We start from the raw sequence: 17,716 nt of genomic DNA, 5'->3' as shown, positions 1-17,716 counted from the left end.
AAAGTGGTCCAGCCGGCCAGAGAAAGAAAATGTCCATTTCTTGCTATACTTAACGTTTATTCAAATACATCAAATACCACTGATTCAGGTATCCACATGTATTCTACACCCTCATCATTTAAAGGGAACTCAAAATAGTACCAATTACCTTCCAGATCAGTCTTGTATTGATCAGTACCCTCTAAGCCATCCAGCCACTGTTCTTCAGCAATGACTAGTTGTTCTTCATCATTAACTGGCTTTTCAGGGAATCCTTCCTGGATAATTTTAAGGTGATACTCTCCTTTAGGAAAGTTATAGCCACTGTCTCTATAATTCTTTGCCTGGTAACTTGCGCCAACTTCAAATTGCTTTGTCATGCTTATCAGCTCCTATTATGATATTTAGTTCTAAGATAATTAATAGATCTAAAGATAATGCTAATTAATATTATTGAGCTTGTCAAAATATACAATGTAGTAATCGACAAGACTACCTAAACTTCAACAAGTTAGAATAATGAACTTTTAAAAATTATTCTACTACTTTAGCCTTATTTTCACATCCATTAATGAATCTCCTAACAACGTATGATTTAGTTCGGCCTGATTTTTTAGATAAATCATCAATTATATCAATTTCGTCTTGATATAAATAAAAACTAACCTGTTTTTTCTTACCTTTATGATTTTTCTTCTTTATGATGAAAAAGTCATCAGGTATATTCTCATTGTTTTCCATTATAGTCACCTCCCTCATAAAATAATCCAGCAAATAAGAAATTAATGAGTTTTAGGCATTCTCAACATCAGAAGCTAATTCTTCTGGCTCCATATTTATCATTTCTACACCATATCTGTGCAACTCTAACAGAAATGTTACTCGATCCATCCCAACCATTTCTGCAGCCATACCCGAAGATATTCGTTTGAGTTCAAATAGTTTGACTGCCATTGCCATTTTAGCTTCTCTTTCAAATACTTCAGAACTCTCTTGAAGCAAATCTGGTAAAGTATCAGGATATTCAATCTCCATTTTTCTAGACATATTAATGACCTCCTACTAAATTTATTATACTCAGATGCATATTACTAACTCTATTATAGCACATATCTGCAGTAGAAAAAAAGACTTAACAGACAATATACTGCAGGGAGCGCACAAAGGCTATTTAAAGCTGTTCCTAACCGTTCTACATAAGAATCTCCAGCATAAACACAGGGCTTCAAACAGCTATTCTCGAGCCTTCTCAGCCCTTTTCACATAGGAACTTAGAGCATTATCTATTTTCTAACTTACAGTTCGAATTCTCGCATTGATTCATCCATCAAATCCTGATTTACTCCTATATAATCTAAAGTAATACTCGGGGCAGAATGATTAAAAAGTTTCTGCAGCATTGCCACATCTTTGTACTGCTGATAATGGTGGTAACCGAAGGTTTTGCGAGTGGAATGGCAGCCAATGGATTCCAGACCAACTTCTTTACCTACAGAACTTAGCACTCTATATGCCTGACTTCTAGTGATCGGTTTGTTGGTCCCATTTCTACTCTGAAAGAGGTACTCATGATCAGCCATGTTTTTAATGTATTGATCTAAAGCATCTCGCAATGCACCATTAATAAAGAACTTCTTTGACTTTTGAGTCTTCTGTTCTTTGATCTGGATGTGTGTCTTATTCCTTACATCAGAAACTTTTAGTTGCAGCATGTCTCCAATTCTAAGGCCAGTATTAATTCCGAGCACAAAAAGCAGGTAATTTCTGTAATTATCCATCAGCAATAGGCGTTTAATCTCCTCAATTAATTCCTTATCTCTGATCGGCTCAACTTTTTTCATTATTTTAGTCCCCTCTCTGATTTGTTTAAGATACATAAAAGCTCATTTAACACAGTATAGACATCTATTGAAGTGAGTTCATAAGTAAAATATTAGGCCTCCACCGCCGCTAAGGTTGCTATAACAGTGATAAAGACCACAAATATCAACTCACCTTATTAACTATTGTGGTGAATTGATCATCTAATCGTTTCTTAGTTTTAGTTTTACTTCATCACTCATCTTTTTAATATTTTCTCCATTTGCCCGCCACTGCAAAAGGTAATTACCTGGCTTTGCATCCAATTTTATTGATACAATTCGTTTTGTTTCTGGTTTGAGATTTTTAAAAGAATAATTAAAAGAATTATTATCAAAAGCTACACTTGGAGCACCGAATCTACCCGATGCGTCTTGGACGGGATTAACTTTAATAAGGCCAATACCCTCTGTTTCCACAACTACTATTCCATTTCTAGCAATCAAACTTTCTTCTCCATTACAAAAAGCAAAACTGACATCCCACCTATCTTTATCATCCAAAGAGTTAATATCTTCAACTTTAACCTTTAAATTCTTAACTTTTTTAGGCCTAGATTTGAATGAATAATAAGCAGCAATAATTGCAGCAATTGTCCCTATTATAGAAGAAACAGTTCCTACAACTGGTACCCAATTCTCCATAAACCCCTCCTTGCGTTATAATACTCCTTTAGTTATTCCTTTACTTTCAATGCTTTTATTACCTTTCTCCCCAGTGATCTAGTATTTCTTTTATTCCCTGAGTCAAAATATAAACTGACATCTAAATTTTTATCCTTTATTATCTTTCTTAATAATGGTTTTGCTACTTCATATTCCTGTTCATTTAGATTATAGACCTTAATTGAGCTGCTCTCATACTTTTCAATTCTATATTTTCCATCTCTTAGCTCTACAGTTACAGACTCTTTAATATCACCCAAATCATCAGCTACTCGCTCTGGAGAAGTAAATTTAATATTCGTCTCAATAATATGTCGAATAAAGGCTTTAAGGGTGTTTCTAACATAATCTGAAATAGGATCAATTTCAAAGTTAGCTTCACTCTTAAGTAATGACTTTAATAATCCTGCAAGTGTACCTGAATCATCCGCCGCATCCCACTTTAACCAAACCTTATCATCATTTGATTCATGATCAATTATTAAATTATCAAACTCTTTTTTAAGTGAATTAAAATCACCAGAAGGGGTTAGAAAAACCATTAAAACTTTTGTTTCCTTATCTTCAGTTCTATTAATTTCTGATCTAATAGCCTTATACTCCTGTCTAAACTGATCATTTTGAGCAGAAGAAGGCTTTATCTTGTTTTCAACAGCTATTTTTAGAATTTCTTTAGTTTCATATTCAGCTGTCACTGGATCAAACATATCATCATAAATCTGAATCTCAATATCTAAATATCGTTTTTGTCCTTTGTAATTATATGGAGACTCAAGAGTAACTTCTACTTCAAGGCTATTTTTATTTTTCAGCAGGTCACTGTTATTTTCAAATAGTTCTTTTGCAGTAAGTTCATCTAAAAGCTTAAGGAATTCTTTTAAAAAAGTGTCTTTTAATCCATGTTCCTGATAGGGGTTAATGAGAAACGAAAGCATAGCACTCATGTTATTCTCATTTAAGCTTCCTTTACCCTGACTTAAAGCAGTAAAAATATTCATCAAGTATCATCCACCCTTTAAATTATTTGCTGATAGTAAAATATTCATATTGTGGTTTTGCTTCACTCCAGGGAAATACATCAGCAGAAACAACAGTCTGTAAAGTCCACCGATAATCATTTCCAGCCTCCAAAATATTATCCTTAATTTTATATTCCTGAGCATTATTAACAGTAATCCAGTCTAATCTTTCCCACTCATCATTATCTAACTTCTTTTCAATTCTAAGATAAGCTTTGTCTGTTTCTGGGATATAATCAAATTCAAAAGTAGGTGCTACTGTATCGATAACCTGATTAGCAACAGGGTAATTTAAATTCGGAAAGTCTATCTGAAAGTCTAAAAGTTTAATCTCAGCCTTAAATTCTTCTTGAGTTCCATCAGCAAATTCAACTATATAGGTATAGTATCCTGCTAAAGGTTCAGTTAGATTCCAGTATTGATGCCATTGAGAACCAAAGTGAGGCTCCAGAGTATATTCTTTCCCATCTGGATCAATTACTTTACCAGACTCAATTTCTTTCCCAGATAAAGGATTAGCATAAAATGCTATTTGCCAAACTCCTTTATTATGAAACTCAGAGTAATATTTAAGCACACTTGCTATTGTGTTTACAGGTATATCAACTATATTTTCTCCTGCATCTATATTAATAGTATTCTCCCATAAAACTATTTGATCTTCATTTGATTGTGAAACAACTTTCGAACTAACATTTGAAGCTCCTTTTAGTACTCTTACTGTTGCTTTTCCACTATCTAAATCCTCAATCTTATAACTTCCATTCTCACTTGTCACTTCCTGCTTATTATCTATTTCTATAACAACATTACTTAAATTGCTGCTAACTCCATCCTTTAACACACTTACAGTCCCGGTAATAAAAGAATCCTCAGTATTAGTTAGGCCATTTCCACTATTACAGGCAGTAAGTGTTATAGCAAGTACTATAATTAAAATAATTAGTAAGTATTTCTTCACAAAGCTTCCCCCTTTATCAAATTGCTACAAAGTTATCTTTTTATTCTGGATAGCAGCAAGCTCTAAATCTTATTTCTGCATCTCCATAAGGCCCATCTTTTTTCATTCTTCTTTTTATTGCCCTTCTCCGTTGGCGTGATAATTTATATATTGGGCTGTCAACCATGCTGTAACCATTTTCACTTAAATCGCTGATTAAATCTTCTTTATTTATTTCATTTTTGTCACAATATATAGAGACTGCTTCTTTGCTAACTATTTTTGATTTCTTTATATTTTTAGCAATCTCACTCACATCATCTTCGGGAGGTATAAGTTTATTAAAGTCATCATGACAGAATAAACTGTTAATCATTTTGTTGTATTTTAGTTTTTGCTTGAATAATACTTTGTTAGACATATTAGAGAAATCTTCATTGTAATCTAGTTTTATCCCAAAGGCACATTGAACACCAGGCCGTTTAAACGGCTGTAATCCAATTAGCTTCATATTATTTAGATCATTAGCTATAAGTTCTTGGCCCATATAACTTCTAATGCAACCTACTCCTTCAGTTCTTGGAGTAAATCTACTTTCCTCACTGTTATAAATATGTGTTGCAAAAAATGCTGCAACAGCAATATCAGAGCTTAGGTCCAACAAATCGGTCTTAAGTTCATAATGTTGAGCTAATGCATCATAATGAATATCCATACCGTCATTCTCTGCAAATATAACTTTGGGATGAGTCTTTAATATTAAGGAGAAGTCAATAATTTTGAGCCGATTTATCATTACATCTTTTCTAGTAGGATTACCTCTAAAAATACTGGGTTTACAAGGATATCTCGAATCGTAATTATCATTTTCTCCCCTATAAAAAGTAAAAAACATGTTTTTAGGTAAAGCAGACATTTTACCGTTTGGCATTTGCATGAGATTAAAAGACAGCTTTCTTCTAATATAGCCAAGACGTTTTGATTTCAAATTTAGTAAAGGACTATTTGATTCAAAATGACGTATAGCTTCAAATATATCACTATATATTTTCGGACTCATAAATCATCTCCTCAATCTTCTAAAAGTCTAATCTTCTACCGTTAACTTTTAGCCACTCTTTCTTTTCTTTAATATCAGGTATAACAGCAGCTACCGTGGCCCAGAAATCTCTAGAATGATTGTCATGTATCAGGTGCGTAAGTTCATGTACTACCAAATAATCCACGATGGACATTGGTGCCATGATGATCTTCCAGTTAAAGTTGAGATTGTCTTTACTGCTGCAGCTGCCCCAACGTTTCTTCTGTTTTTTTACAACTACATTATTTGGTTCAACATCAAGCTTAACCTTATACTTATCCACTCGCTCATTAATCTTTTCTTTAGCATGTTCACGATACCATTCAATTAAAGCAACTCTAATTTTTTCTCTTCGCTGTTCTTTTTTCTCTTCAAGTTCCACTGGATAGTCAATAATAAACTTACCCTGGTAGAGCTTTACTTCCACTTTTGAATTTTCTGCCGGATTAACCTCTAATCTATATCTTCTACCTAAATAAGAAAGTTTCTCCCCGGTCATAAATTCTTTTTCTTTTGGTGCCGGCTTAATCTTATCCATTTCCTTTAATTTGGAAAGAATCCAGTTAGTTTTTTTCTTTAGTACCTCTTCTATTTTAGTTTCTGCTGTATTTTTTGGAGATCTGACTATTAAATTCCTCTCATGATCAACAATAATCCCCATTGTTTTGCGTCTAGTGCGTATTATTTCATAATTTATTAGTGTATTTCCCAGTTTGATTTGCTGCATTCTTACCTCCGATTAAAACATAAATATATTCTGAGAGAGCTTAATTATCTTGTTGGTTAAACTCTCATATTTCTGCTTGAACTCGTCATATTTGATCAAATGAACCTTGGTTGTTTTTCGCATTTTCTGCAGCACTTCAGTCTTCTGCCGCCAGAGATCAATCTTAGTGTATTCACTTAAGTCATTAAAGATACTCTGAGTAACTTCCTTGACAGTTTTGTTTACATAAGGCTCGTTACTACCTTCACCTGCAGTATATTCACCAGGCTCTTCTGCAACTTTGCCCTTTTCTTCTTTTTCTCTCTCATTTAAAAGAAGCTCATAGAGGGCAAACTCTTTCTTGTTTAATCCCAGTTTTTCTGCCTTTGACTGGACTGTTCTCATATCATTAATAATATCCTTCATCTCACCAATCTGTTCTAAAAGACTCATCTGATTATTTTTTCTCTTTTCGATGATCTCTTCCAGTCGCTCACTTAGTTTTTTATAATAGACAGGGTTTTCTTCCATCTGTACATTAATTTCTTTCTTTATCGCATGCTCCATCTCACTGGCTTTAGCCTTATCAGATTTTAAGTCATCTAGAGTTTCTTCAAATTCTTTCTCATCAAGTATAGATACTGGCTCATGCAAGACTCTGACACTGCTTGCTCTGATATGATCATCGATCAGTTTTTTAACCTTTTCTCCCACACCTTTGATATCAATACTGTCATCACGATACCTATTTCTAACTGCTGTATGAATTTTACTCAGCTTATATAAATCACCCCTGTAAGGATCAGCTATCGGGTGAGGCATGATGATATCCATACTCTTAGCAAAATCCTTAAAGTCATTTTTGAAGTCATTTCTCTTCTCTTCATCTTCAAAGAGCTCAATACAGGCTTCCAGGTCATTCATATCTGTATTTCTAAAATATTTCATTACCTCTCTGTGATTGGCTTCCAGTCTTGGTTTCTCATCTTCAATTGGAGTTACAGCGTTTTCCACATCAGAAGGATTAAAGATAGCCAGTGCTTTTTTAAGGTTATCAAAGACTCCATAATAATCTACTACCAGACCATAATTCTTCTCAGGATAAACTCTGTTAACTCGGGCTATAGCCTGCAGCAAGTTATGTTCTTTCAGAGACTTATCCAAATACATAACCTGCTCAACTGGAGCATCAAAACCAGTCAAGAGCATATCACAAACGATGATTATTTTAAGTGAAGAGTGAGGATTCTTAAACCTCTCAACTATTCTAGATTTCTGATCATTATCAACACTGTATTTTTTAAGCAAGCCCTCATCATTATGGCCACCAGAGATTAATACAGCCGCTTCTGGACCATCTAACTCATCAATCGCCTCTTTATACCTAACTGCTGCCTGTCTGCTTACGGCCACTATTTGAGCCTTAAAAGGGGCAATCTTTTCCGTATAATGTTTAATGATATCCAGGGCAATAGTTTTAATCCTGGAACTTGCTTCAGCTATATCATTTTCAGTAGCGTATTTTTCTTTTATCTTCTGTTTTTCTTCATCTGAATATCTGTGGAAGGTTTGATCAAAGACTTCATCTAGAGTTCTATCCTCTACATGTAACTCGGCCAGCCTACTCTCATATTTAATCGGCAGTGTAGCATTATCTGCAACTGATTCTTCTATAGTGTAAGTATCAATATAATCACCGAAGGTTCTTAAGGTGCTTCTTGATTCTTTATCAATTGGTGTTCCTGTAAAACCTATGTAAGCTGCATTTGGTAAAGCTCTCCTCATATTAGAGGCTAAATCTTTAAACTGAGTTCTGTGTGCTTCATCAGCCATTACAAATACATTCTTTCTTTCAGTTAAAACAGGATATTTTTCGTTTTCATATTCCTGAAACTTATGGATAGTGGTCATAATAGTTCTGCCCGCTTCTGAGGATAAAAGCTCTTTTAAGTCTTTTACACTGCCGGCTCTTTCTGGATTAGGGAAGCCACACTTTTTAAAAGTTCCACTTATCTGTTCATCAAGGTCAACTCTATCTGTTACAATCAACATTGTAGGATTGCCAATATCCTTCATCCTTCTCAGTTTAAGGGCTAAAAAGAGCATGGTTAAAGACTTACCTGAGCCCTGAGTATGCCAGACAGTTCCGTTTCTATCTTCTAAACTCTCAGCATTCTTTATTCTTTCTACTGCTTTCTGCACAGCTCTGTACTGCTGGTAGCGGCAGGCCATTTTAATTTTAGCATTACCCTTATCTTCAAAAACAGTAAAGTTCCTGATAATATCTAAAAACCTATTCTTTTTGAAAAGTGAGAAAAGAAGTATATCCTGTCCTGTCGGCTCTTTCCCCAGTAGTTCTGCCAAAGAGTCTTTAGTATAGGGATAAGGGTCCTTCCAGCCTTTATAAGCCTGTGCTGGAGCACCTACAGCAGCTGAAGAAGCTGAATCACCCCAGGCTGCAACAAGCAATTGGTTGGGGTAAAATAGTTCTTCTGCACCTTCCTGATAATCATCTCTAATGTTTTGATATCTTCTTAATTGTTTTATCGCATTTTCTTCTGGATCATCACAGGTTGTATTATTTTTGCATTCTATTACAGCAAGAGGTAAACCATTAACAAACAGTATTATGTCAGGTTTAATAGGATCTTTTCCTTTGACTCGAAATTGGTTGATTGCTATAAAAGAGTTATTATCAAGATTCTCATAATCTATGTACTTAACAGTCTGATTTTTCTTCCCATGACCTATATCCTGCTGTAAACTGATATGATTAATTAGCTTATCATAGATGATCTCATTGGCTGCCATCAAGGAGTTAGCTTTTAGACGGGCTGGTCTGATCTCGTTAACAGCCTTATTCAAGTTATTCTCATTGATCCAGGGATTGATTCTTTTAAGTGAACTTTTAAGCTCCTCAATTAAAATCACCTGGTGTTCTGATTCTCTTGCCGGCAGCTCTACGAAATCTTTATTCAGCTGATCATAGACTTTATAGCCTAAAGTATCCAATAAATCTAAAGCAGGTTTTTCTGATTGATTATACTCATCCCAATTTCCAGTCATTTTCTAAACCTCCATATCTGTATTTACTCTAATCTCTCCTGTTAATAGCTTCTGCATTAAACCTTTTTTAAGTCGCTCCAGTTTTGCTTTATATTCTTCTTCTTTCTGTATCTTAGCATCTACTGATGTTAGGATTGATGCTATTTTCTTTTGTTCTTCTAGTTGAGGAAGTGGTATTTTTATTGCACCATCAAAAACTTCTCTTGGAACACGCTGCCTTCCTGTAGAACCTTCCATCATTGAGATAGCTAAATTTCTAACTTTACTCCATTTTAAAAGATAATAAATATAATCTGAAGTTATTAAATCTTTTTTTGGTGATAATACAATTAATTCTGTAGATCCAAAAGCAACTTCCTCTTCAAGATTTTCAATCAAAGCTGTTTTACCATTTTCAGTACTTGGGGTAATTCTAGCAAATAATACGTCACCTTCTTTAAATTTAACATTTGTACATCTACTTTTTTCTCTGCTTTCATAACCATCTACTTCAGGAGAATGTTCGTTAACTGAATCCATTTCTAAAAATAAATACTTTTCCTTTTCTGGTATTTTATATCTGGGATTAATTTTAGCTGCATAACTCATCACTTTAATTTCCCAACTCTTAGGAATCTCACCAAACTGACTATCCTTAAACTCACTATGTCCAATCCCTTTAGTAAGTAGCTCCTGCATTAATCCTTTTTTCAGTTCTTTTGTTTCCTCAATTATTTCACTAGTTTTTTCTATTGATTTATCTACTGATGATAGGATTGAAGCTATTTTTTTCTGTTCAAGTAGAGAAGGAACAGGAATATTTACACTTCTAACATTAGTCCTACTAATCTCCAAAAAAGTACTTCCTCCTGCTAAAGCCTCCAAACGTGGAGTAATATAACGTAATAAATATAATAAGTAGTAATTATAAACTTTATTTTCATCGCAAATTATATTAGCAAATCCCTGATTTGTTGTCATAGGAACCTTATTAATAACTGTTTCACCTATAGTAGCACGGCTACTCATAATTACTGTACCAGGAGGTAATAATTTAACAGAACTATTTTCAAATCCTTTTTCTGTAATATATTCATCAGTTTCACTAATCTCATTAATCAATTTCCCAGTCAATTGGGAAGGGGTAAGCCAGGGAATATCTCCTCCCCAATACTCATCTGTACTCCTTCTTGGAGTATTACCTCCAGTTACTTTACCAACATCACTTAAACGCTCAACTTTCCAATCATCTGGAATAACTCCAATGGAAGTATTTCTGTATCCCTCTTTAACCATGATAACCAAGCTCCTTAAGATAGCCCATCATCTCTGATTCTATCTCATCTCTTTCCTTTTCCAACTGATCAAGCTCAGTTAATACTTCTTCAACATCCACTGGTTCTTCCTCTTCTGTTGTATCCACATAGCGAGGGACATTTAGGTTAAAATCGTTTCTCTCTATTTCTTCCATATCAGCAACTCTACAATATTTCTCTATATCTTCAAAGTTGTGGTAGGCATCTAAAATCTTTTCTAAGTCTTTCTCTCTTAAAAAGTTCTGGTTGCTTCCTTCTTCATAATCTTCCTCACCATAAATAAAAATAACCTTATCTTTTCTTTTAGCAGGCTTATTCTTATTTAGCATTAAAATACAACCAGGTGACGAGGTATTGTAAAACAGATTGGAAGGCAGTGCAATCACAGCTTCAATTAAATCTTCCTTCAAAATTTTCTTTCTGATCTTACCTTCAGAACGGCTGCGGAAAAGCACACCATTATCTAAGACTACACCAACCTTACCATCACGATTGGCACTTGCTAGCATATGCTGAACCCAGGCCCAGTCAGCAGAGTTTTTAGGTGGAAAACCATAATTAAATCTATTATATGCCTGAGACTCCTTAATATCACCCTTGGCATAACTCTGATTCCACATTGGATTGGCAATTACTCTATCAAACTGCTGCAGCTTACCACCATCTTCTAAAAACAGTGGTTCTGTAAAAGTATCACCTCTTTTAATCTGAGCATCATAAAGATCATGTAAAAACATATTCATCTTAGCAATAGACCAGGTATTTAAGTTTCTTTCCTGACCAAAAAGAGAAATGTTCTCCATTCTATCCTGATCTTCTTTTCTAATATGTTCTGCTGAATAAATAAGCATCCCGCCAGAACCGCAGGCCGGGTCATAGACTCGATCTCCAGACTGAGGATCTAAAATTCTTACTAATAGTTGAACCACCTCACGGGGAGTATAGAACTCCCCACCTTTTTTACCGGCATCATCAGCAAACTGTCTGATTAAGTACTCATAAGCTCTACCTAAAAGATCAGCATCTTCTAAGTTTTCATTTCCTAATTTTAAATCAGTATAGTGCTGGATTAATTTTTCTAACACACTGTCAGGTAATCTATCCTTGTCATTGAAATCAACTGTAGTCAGCACTCCTTCTAAAACAGAGTTTTCCTGTTCTAAAACTACAAAGGCTTTATTGATAGCTGCTCCAATATCTTCAGTCTGTTCTTTAATTGCAGACCAGCGAGCTCTTTCAGGAATAAATACCTTTGATTCAGTGTAAAAGTCTGGATCATCTACTACTTCTTCACCGTATTCTTCAATAATGTGCTCTCTGTTCTCCATAAATACATCATTCATTCTTTTTAGAAATAATAGTCCAAATATGTAGTTTTTATAATCTGCGGAATCAATACTACCTCTTAGTATATTGGCTGATTCCCAGAGATGTGATTCTAATTCTTCTAATGTTAACTTTGACATTTACAGTTCCTCCTAGAATAGTTAAGTTCTCATTTATTATATATTATAAAGTTTAATTAATGCTTTCATAAGCTTCTACCTGGTTTTCATATTCATACTTGACCATTTCATAGTCAAGGCCCCATTTTTCTTTTGCAGCAGCCATAATTTCTGGATGTTCGTCTTGAGATTGAACCCAGTTATAGGCAGCTACCTGGTTTTCATATTCGTACTTAATCATTTCATAATCGGTATCCCATTTTTCCTTAGCCAGTTCCAATAAGTCAATATGATCCTCTACTTTTATAAGCCAGTTATAGGCTGCAGTCTGGTTATCAATCTGGTATTTAACCATTTCAAAATCATCTTCCCAGTCTTCTGTTGCCTGCTCCTTTATAACCTCTTGAGCAGCTGCAGAATCAAGAAATAGATCTTCTGGTCCAGCAGCCTGAATCGAAAAAGTGAAGACCAACACAAATATTAAAGCAAGACTTAATTCCAGTTTTCTTCTCATTATTTTTCATCCCCTTTAATTTATTGTAGCTCACTACTCTGACACCGTATTGTCAACAGCAAGAAAATATTTTACCTATTACTATTTATACTTCAATAAATTCTTTAATTTTCCTTTATTGCTGCAGCAGTTATTATTGTCGTATTTTGTAGAAAAAGAGCGATATAAACAACTATATTTAAATTATCTTACACATGCATTACACACTGGAATAGCCACTCTTAAAAGGTCTCAGAGAGCCATATACGTCTATTTTTGCCTTATCTGACTGTTTGTATATTAACAGATAAACACCTTCAAAACAAGCATTTAAAGGGATATAGGCTAGATTAGAATATAAGCAGCCTCCATCATGATTTACCTTTATTCACAATGAAGACTGCAGAATTATTTTTGAAGATTAGTCGCTCCAGTGATATTATTAAATCATAGTTTTAAACCAGAAAAGATTTCTGAAAGCTTTAACCCTTTCTCAGTCTACTTTTCTGGAATCACAATCTTCTGATTAACTCTGATCATTGTCTCAATCTCATTGACCTTTTTAATGGCTGCTACCATCAGCCGCGGGTCAAGGTCAGAGTTAATCTCTTCTGCTATCTCCCAGAGGGTATCACCTCGCTTTACCACATAAACCTCATTCCAGCTGTAACTATCAATAATATCATCTGGACCTGTCTGAGCTAAAATTGCTGCTGTCAGAAGCAGTATTGCCATCAATACAGCGGATATGGTTAGTTTATTCATGAGATTTCCTTCCTTTCCTGAGCACTTAACCTGCTGAATGTATTTAAGATAGATTTCAACTGATCAAACTGATCCTTGCTTAAGCTGTTGATCGATATCTTTTTGCTGCTGTCTATACCTTTTTCTCTTTTTACATGTCTGAGATAATTATAGAGATCTTCTTTCAGCTTGGGATCACTACCAACTATTTCTTTGATAGCACGCTCTCTTTCAGTTAGAGAGTTAACTTGATCGTTTTTTAAAGTTTCATCTTTCTGAGTCTTACCTTTATTTTTCTTGCCCTGTACCTGGCTAAATGGAATCTCATCAAAGTTATAATCACTCTGCTGCTGTACAGCCATTTCTTCCCTGGAAACAAGACCAGAAACACTGAAAGCTCTCTTTAAAGCCATTGATTCAGCTACTTTAAGAATCATAGCAGAAGGATACTGCTTCCAGACCTTAGTATCTGACCTGTATTCTTCAAAGGGAGCAAAGACATAAACGGGATAGCTTCTGTCCTTTCTATAAACTAAAGCGTAACTACCGACGATCTGTCCGCGGTTGGTCCCATATTGATGATTAATTCCAGTTTCTTTTCGTCTAAACTTATCATTTTCTCTAACTACATCTGAAACTAGCCCATCATACTGGGGATGCCTATCAGCTATCTTTAGATAACCATCCCTGGAAGTCATAATTGTTGGCTTGCCGTCTTTCTTCCAGAAAAATATTTCCTTATTGAAAGGATCAAGTCCATAGTTTTTAGCCAGATAGATAAACATCTTAAACTCATCACTGGTTGCATCTCTGGCAACAGTTCGTCTCAGGGTTTCTAACTCCTCTTCAGTAAAAGTAATCAGTTCTTTTTTCTTTCTGTTAATATCAACAACTTTACTATTTGCACTCATTTTTTATTCCTCCTCTTAATTTAAGGAGACCCAGATTTAATCCAGGCCTCCCATTATAATTTAGTCTTCTTCTGGTCTTTGAGCTTCTTCATCACTTAGATCATGATCACAGTGGGGGCAGTTCCATTCACCCTTCTTACAGGAGCTGTAGGACTTCTTCTTACACTCAGGACAGTGCTTTACATACATCTTAATCACCTCCTTTCTCTGCTTTTTAGACATAAAAAAAGCCCGGCGCCGGCCAGGTTAATTAACTATTATTAATTTTTATTGATTCAGTCTTTCATCAAATTCTCTTCCTGCATACTGATAAAGTTATCTCTGCTGCCGATTATTATATGGTCCACAACATTAATTCCCATTATCTTGCCAGCCTTCTGCAGCTTTTTAGTAATTGAGATATCATCACTGCTTGCACCCGCCACCCCAGAAGGGTGATTGTGAGCTAAAACTATACCCGCTGCATTCTGCAGTATTGCACGTTTAAAGACCTCTCTGGGAGTAACTAGGCTTGAGGTCAACGTACCTGTAGAAACCTCAAATACCCCTGTTACTTTGTTTTTAACGTCAAGGGTAGCGATAGCAAATACTTCTTCTGCTCTCCTGTCCAGTTCAACCACTTCTACAAAGAGATCTCTTGCCTGAAATGGGTTCCTCACATACTTATCAATGTCATACCTTCCACCTGACTCCTTAACGATTCTTAAACTAAACTTCTGAATATTTACCATTACTCTCATCTCCTTTATGTTTTTAGTATTCATTTAAAAGGGCATCTTAAATTCCTGATCATCACTACTTAAAACTGCAGCTCTTTTCTTCTTTTCCTGCAGCAGTCTTGTTGCTCTTTCCAGCTCATCCTCATCCATTGGCTCAGCATAAGGTCCTAAAGCTCTCTTTACTCTCCATTCATCACTCGGCACACCATTAACCGGCATAATTTTCACCTCCAAATAAAAAAAGAGACCATCAGCTCTCACTGACAGTCCCCTGAGTTTAATCCTAAGCATTATTCCAACCTTCCATGAATGCATCTTTCAGTCCTGAGAAAACACTCTCTGATTTAAGTCTGGTAGAATTGGCAGCGATAACCGACTTCTCTATTGCCTTCAGGGCAGCTCTATCGACCTTTGATGCAGCCACCCCAGTGACTTTAGCAACATTCCTAGTTCCAGTAGATGCAAGTCCAGCTGCCTTTTTAACGCCATTCTCAGCTGTCTGAGCAAGCTTCTTAAAGGCATTGTCACCACTCTTAGAAGCAATAATCTTCTCAGCATATTTGAGCTCATCTTTTCTCTTAAGCCCCAGCTCATCCAGCTTATTTAGGACCAGCTCCTGCATTACATCATTCTCTGCCATCATTGCTCTAACCAGCATTTCTCTTAGTCTTAAAACAGTCTCAACATTGTTTTCATTTTTAAACATAATTATTACCTCCGTATTTTAGTTTTATTTTGACTTTCAACTTAAACAGCATTTACTCAGATATCAGATAAAGATCAAAGAGAATAAAGAACAAAGCCAGCAGAATATTTCCACTGAACAAACTCTGCCAGGCTAAAGCACCAAGTAATAAGATAACAAGTGTATTAGAAGCCATCTGATTCACCTCCTTTTCATCATTTTGGACTAAGCCCACTCCCTTATCTACACTCACCTCCTTAACTTAAATTTAGGCATAAAAAAAGAGCTGCCAGGAAAGCCTCAATTAAGAGACTATCCAGACAGCTCAGTTTCTTTAAGTATTCAGTTATGCTCTAGGGGGTGGGGCGTCGAACGTCGATCTGAAATTCATAATTAAGACGTGGTCCCGCTAGAAATTTTGTTCAATTTTTGAGATTGCTAATAGAAAAATAAGCCATTAAAAATGCTAGATATTTTCAAAAACAAGGTACAAATTGCTATATCTGTTTAAGGAGTTATTTCCCTGCTTAATAAACTCCCAAGTTTCTTCATATTCACCTTCGACAGCAAAACTATTAGTTCTAATAAAATCCAAAAACTCAAATTTCTTTTCAAAATAGCTATCACTAAACTCTTCAGCTTTTTCTACTTTTAGATTATCATCAATATTTGCATCATTGTGAAGCACATGTTCTAAATTACAGGATAAGTAGTAAGCGTTATATGGAATACCATTTATTTTAGAATGCCTACTCAGTCTATCCATGATGCTGCTTTTTTTATTATTTCTTTTCTTTGTGTTTTCAGGATGTCTGGTACATAACTTATCACCATAATAGTAAATCTTATCCTTATCATGCTTTTCGATCAAATTTTCACTGATATATGCTCCGTCAGTGTCCAGCAAATGAATAATTTCTAAAATATCCCCTTTATTATAATGTTCTTTGTCCAAAAAAGATAATACTTCTTCATTGATTACTTCTATCACATTACGAGAATTAACTCCATTCCTGGTAGTTATATCTCCACGAGCAATTTGAAATTCAATCTCTTTATCCTCAAATATCTCAGAAAAAATAAGACCAAAAGATATTTCCTCCGTTATACCTTCTACTAAGAATAGAATTAATTTTCTAGTCATCAGCATCAACTCTACCAGCAGCCCTAAAAGCTCTGGCTATTTTGTATTCATTTGTTCTCTCATAAACTTCCTCGTCCTGTCCACCTAACTTAATTCCACGATAATAGAAGCTTCTTAGATTATTGGTTTCCTTAACATTGGTGAATCTAATATATCGATTCTGAGGATTAGTAGTTGTAAAAATAAGTGACTCTTTATTCAGTTTCTCCAGCGGTCTTAGGTTATGAGAAGTAAAGACCAACTGCCCCTTAGCTCTATCCTGAATGATCTCCAGAATTTCACCTAAAAGGTATTCAAATATACCGGCATCAAGTTCATCCACTGCAAGACAAATACCAGGCTTATTATACATAGCAATCATTGCACTCAAGATAGATATGATCTTTTTAATACCATCTGATTCATATCTCAAAGGAATCTTAATATCTCCTCTTTCTGCCAGCAGCTCTATTTTAATAACTGGATCACCGTTCTCATCCAATTCTTCTCCATACTCTTTAATTTTAATTGTTAGCTCTGGTATTATCTCTTTTAAGACAATGTTTAAGTTCTCGATAACATTTTTGACAGTAGAGAGGACCCGCTCAGGAACTGTTGTCGGCTCAGACAGAGCTATTGCCAGATCTCCACCTTCTATTCTCTCTGAATCACTAAGCTGAAAACAGAAAGGTATAATTAGATTGGCATTGATCATACCTGAACGAGAATTTCTGATCACAAACAGGTTCATTCGAGCATACTGTTTAATCTCCATTATAATATCAGCAAATTCGCTAAAGGCTTTATTACCCTTATAAATATGATCCATCTCACTAGAAAAAATAAAAGAGGTTTGTTCCTTCTTCGCAAGCTCCTTGGCTACTTTAAGGTCCACTTTAGCATCTTTATTGTTTTTAGTGAGCAAATTGTAATTCTTCTGGGGACTTAACAACTGCTCCTTCTCATCAAGGTTGTGAGTTATTAT

At 35.1% G+C, this 17,716-nt stretch carries 22 protein-coding genes; all 22 read right to left on the bottom strand.

From position 1 onward, the window contains the following. Nucleotides 1-56 precede the first annotated feature (56 nt). Nucleotides 57-359 carry a hypothetical protein gene (locus tag DFR79_RS10360; RefSeq protein WP_133515421.1) on the bottom strand — a complete coding sequence of 101 codons (303 nt, stop codon included), beginning with the start codon at nucleotides 357-359 and terminating at the stop codon, nucleotides 57-59. Nucleotides 360-513: 154 nt separating this feature from the next. Then, nucleotides 514-720 (bottom strand): ribbon-helix-helix protein, CopG family, encoded by a 207-nt coding sequence (locus DFR79_RS10355; protein WP_166638031.1) that lies wholly within the window; start codon nucleotides 718-720, stop codon nucleotides 514-516. A 51-nt stretch (nucleotides 721-771) separates the two neighbouring features. After that, entirely contained in the window at nucleotides 772-1,026 is a 255-nt protein-coding gene (locus DFR79_RS10350) for a UPF0175 family protein (protein WP_133515419.1), read from the bottom strand. Between the two features lie 248 nt (nucleotides 1,027-1,274). Then, nucleotides 1,275-1,820, bottom strand: coding sequence for a site-specific integrase (locus tag DFR79_RS10345; protein WP_133515418.1), 546 nt, complete (start codon nucleotides 1,818-1,820; stop codon nucleotides 1,275-1,277). Between the two features lie 183 nt (nucleotides 1,821-2,003). Then, nucleotides 2,004-2,483: a hypothetical protein gene (locus tag DFR79_RS10340; protein ID WP_133515417.1), complete on the bottom strand. Its 480-nt coding sequence runs from the start codon at nucleotides 2,481-2,483 to the stop codon at nucleotides 2,004-2,006. A 32-nt stretch (nucleotides 2,484-2,515) separates the two neighbouring features. After that, a complete protein-coding gene (locus tag DFR79_RS10335; RefSeq protein WP_133515416.1) occupies nucleotides 2,516-3,502 on the bottom strand; it encodes a PD-(D/E)XK nuclease family protein in 987 nt (328 codons plus the stop codon). 22 nt (nucleotides 3,503-3,524) lie between these two features. Continuing rightward, entirely contained in the window at nucleotides 3,525-4,484 is a 960-nt protein-coding gene (locus DFR79_RS10330) for a hypothetical protein (RefSeq protein WP_133515415.1), read from the bottom strand. 40 nt (nucleotides 4,485-4,524) lie between these two features. After that, nucleotides 4,525-5,523: an FRG domain-containing protein gene (locus DFR79_RS10325; protein ID WP_133515414.1), complete on the bottom strand. Its 999-nt coding sequence runs from the start codon at nucleotides 5,521-5,523 to the stop codon at nucleotides 4,525-4,527. A 19-nt stretch (nucleotides 5,524-5,542) separates the two neighbouring features. Further along, a complete protein-coding gene (locus DFR79_RS10320) occupies nucleotides 5,543-6,271 on the bottom strand; it encodes a M48 family metallopeptidase (RefSeq protein WP_133515413.1) in 729 nt (242 codons plus the stop codon). A 12-nt stretch (nucleotides 6,272-6,283) separates the two neighbouring features. Next, complete coding sequence (locus DFR79_RS10315; protein ID WP_133515412.1) at nucleotides 6,284-9,316, bottom strand: type I restriction endonuclease subunit R; 3,033 nt, start codon at nucleotides 9,314-9,316, stop codon at nucleotides 6,284-6,286. A 3-nt stretch (nucleotides 9,317-9,319) separates the two neighbouring features. Beyond that, a complete protein-coding gene (locus tag DFR79_RS10310; protein ID WP_133515411.1) occupies nucleotides 9,320-10,591 on the bottom strand; it encodes a restriction endonuclease subunit S in 1,272 nt (423 codons plus the stop codon). Beyond that, on the bottom strand, nucleotides 10,584-12,077 hold the full coding sequence (locus tag DFR79_RS10305; RefSeq protein ID WP_133515410.1) for a type I restriction-modification system subunit M: 1,494 nt from the start codon (nucleotides 12,075-12,077) through the stop codon (nucleotides 10,584-10,586). The genes DFR79_RS10310 and DFR79_RS10305 overlap by 8 nt, the downstream gene beginning before the upstream one ends. Before the next feature lie 52 nt (nucleotides 12,078-12,129). Next, nucleotides 12,130-12,570 (bottom strand): hypothetical protein, encoded by a 441-nt coding sequence (locus DFR79_RS10300; protein WP_133515409.1) that lies wholly within the window; start codon nucleotides 12,568-12,570, stop codon nucleotides 12,130-12,132. Nucleotides 12,571-13,047: 477 nt separating this feature from the next. Further along, nucleotides 13,048-13,314, bottom strand: coding sequence for a LysM peptidoglycan-binding domain-containing protein (locus tag DFR79_RS10295; RefSeq protein ID WP_133515408.1), 267 nt, complete (start codon nucleotides 13,312-13,314; stop codon nucleotides 13,048-13,050). Further along, on the bottom strand, nucleotides 13,311-14,204 hold the full coding sequence (bet, locus tag DFR79_RS10290) for a phage recombination protein Bet (protein ID WP_133515407.1): 894 nt from the start codon (nucleotides 14,202-14,204) through the stop codon (nucleotides 13,311-13,313). The genes DFR79_RS10295 and bet overlap by 4 nt, the downstream gene beginning before the upstream one ends. A 60-nt stretch (nucleotides 14,205-14,264) precedes the next feature. After that, complete coding sequence (locus tag DFR79_RS16430) at nucleotides 14,265-14,393, bottom strand: hypothetical protein (RefSeq protein WP_258363642.1); 129 nt, start codon at nucleotides 14,391-14,393, stop codon at nucleotides 14,265-14,267. 86 nt (nucleotides 14,394-14,479) lie between these two features. Beyond that, a complete protein-coding gene (locus DFR79_RS10285; protein ID WP_243727775.1) occupies nucleotides 14,480-14,944 on the bottom strand; it encodes a JAB domain-containing protein in 465 nt (154 codons plus the stop codon). Between the two features lie 24 nt (nucleotides 14,945-14,968). Further along, entirely contained in the window at nucleotides 14,969-15,142 is a 174-nt protein-coding gene (locus tag DFR79_RS16120) for a hypothetical protein (protein WP_166638030.1), read from the bottom strand. 64 nt (nucleotides 15,143-15,206) lie between these two features. Further along, nucleotides 15,207-15,629, bottom strand: coding sequence for a hypothetical protein (locus tag DFR79_RS10280; RefSeq protein WP_073158286.1), 423 nt, complete (start codon nucleotides 15,627-15,629; stop codon nucleotides 15,207-15,209). A 52-nt stretch (nucleotides 15,630-15,681) separates the two neighbouring features. After that, the gene (locus DFR79_RS16425) at nucleotides 15,682-15,804 is read right to left on the bottom strand and encodes a hypothetical protein (RefSeq protein WP_257286577.1); all 123 of its coding nucleotides are present in this window, start codon (nucleotides 15,802-15,804) and stop codon (nucleotides 15,682-15,684) included. A 270-nt stretch (nucleotides 15,805-16,074) separates the two neighbouring features. Further along, nucleotides 16,075-16,752 (bottom strand): hypothetical protein, encoded by a 678-nt coding sequence (locus tag DFR79_RS10275; protein WP_081374545.1) that lies wholly within the window; start codon nucleotides 16,750-16,752, stop codon nucleotides 16,075-16,077. Continuing rightward, the coding region (locus tag DFR79_RS10270) for an AAA family ATPase (protein ID WP_208107533.1) at nucleotides 16,745-17,716 on the bottom strand (972 nt) is incomplete at its 5' end. The genes DFR79_RS10275 and DFR79_RS10270, both read right to left, overlap by 8 nt.

The organism is Halanaerobium saccharolyticum (assembly GCF_004362045.1).
In the GTDB taxonomy this organism is placed as follows: Bacteria; Bacillota; Halanaerobiia; order Halanaerobiales; family Halanaerobiaceae; genus Halanaerobium; species Halanaerobium saccharolyticum_C.
The sequence above is the reverse complement of the archived record's forward strand: the minus strand, read 5'-3'. Positions and strand labels throughout refer to the sequence as shown.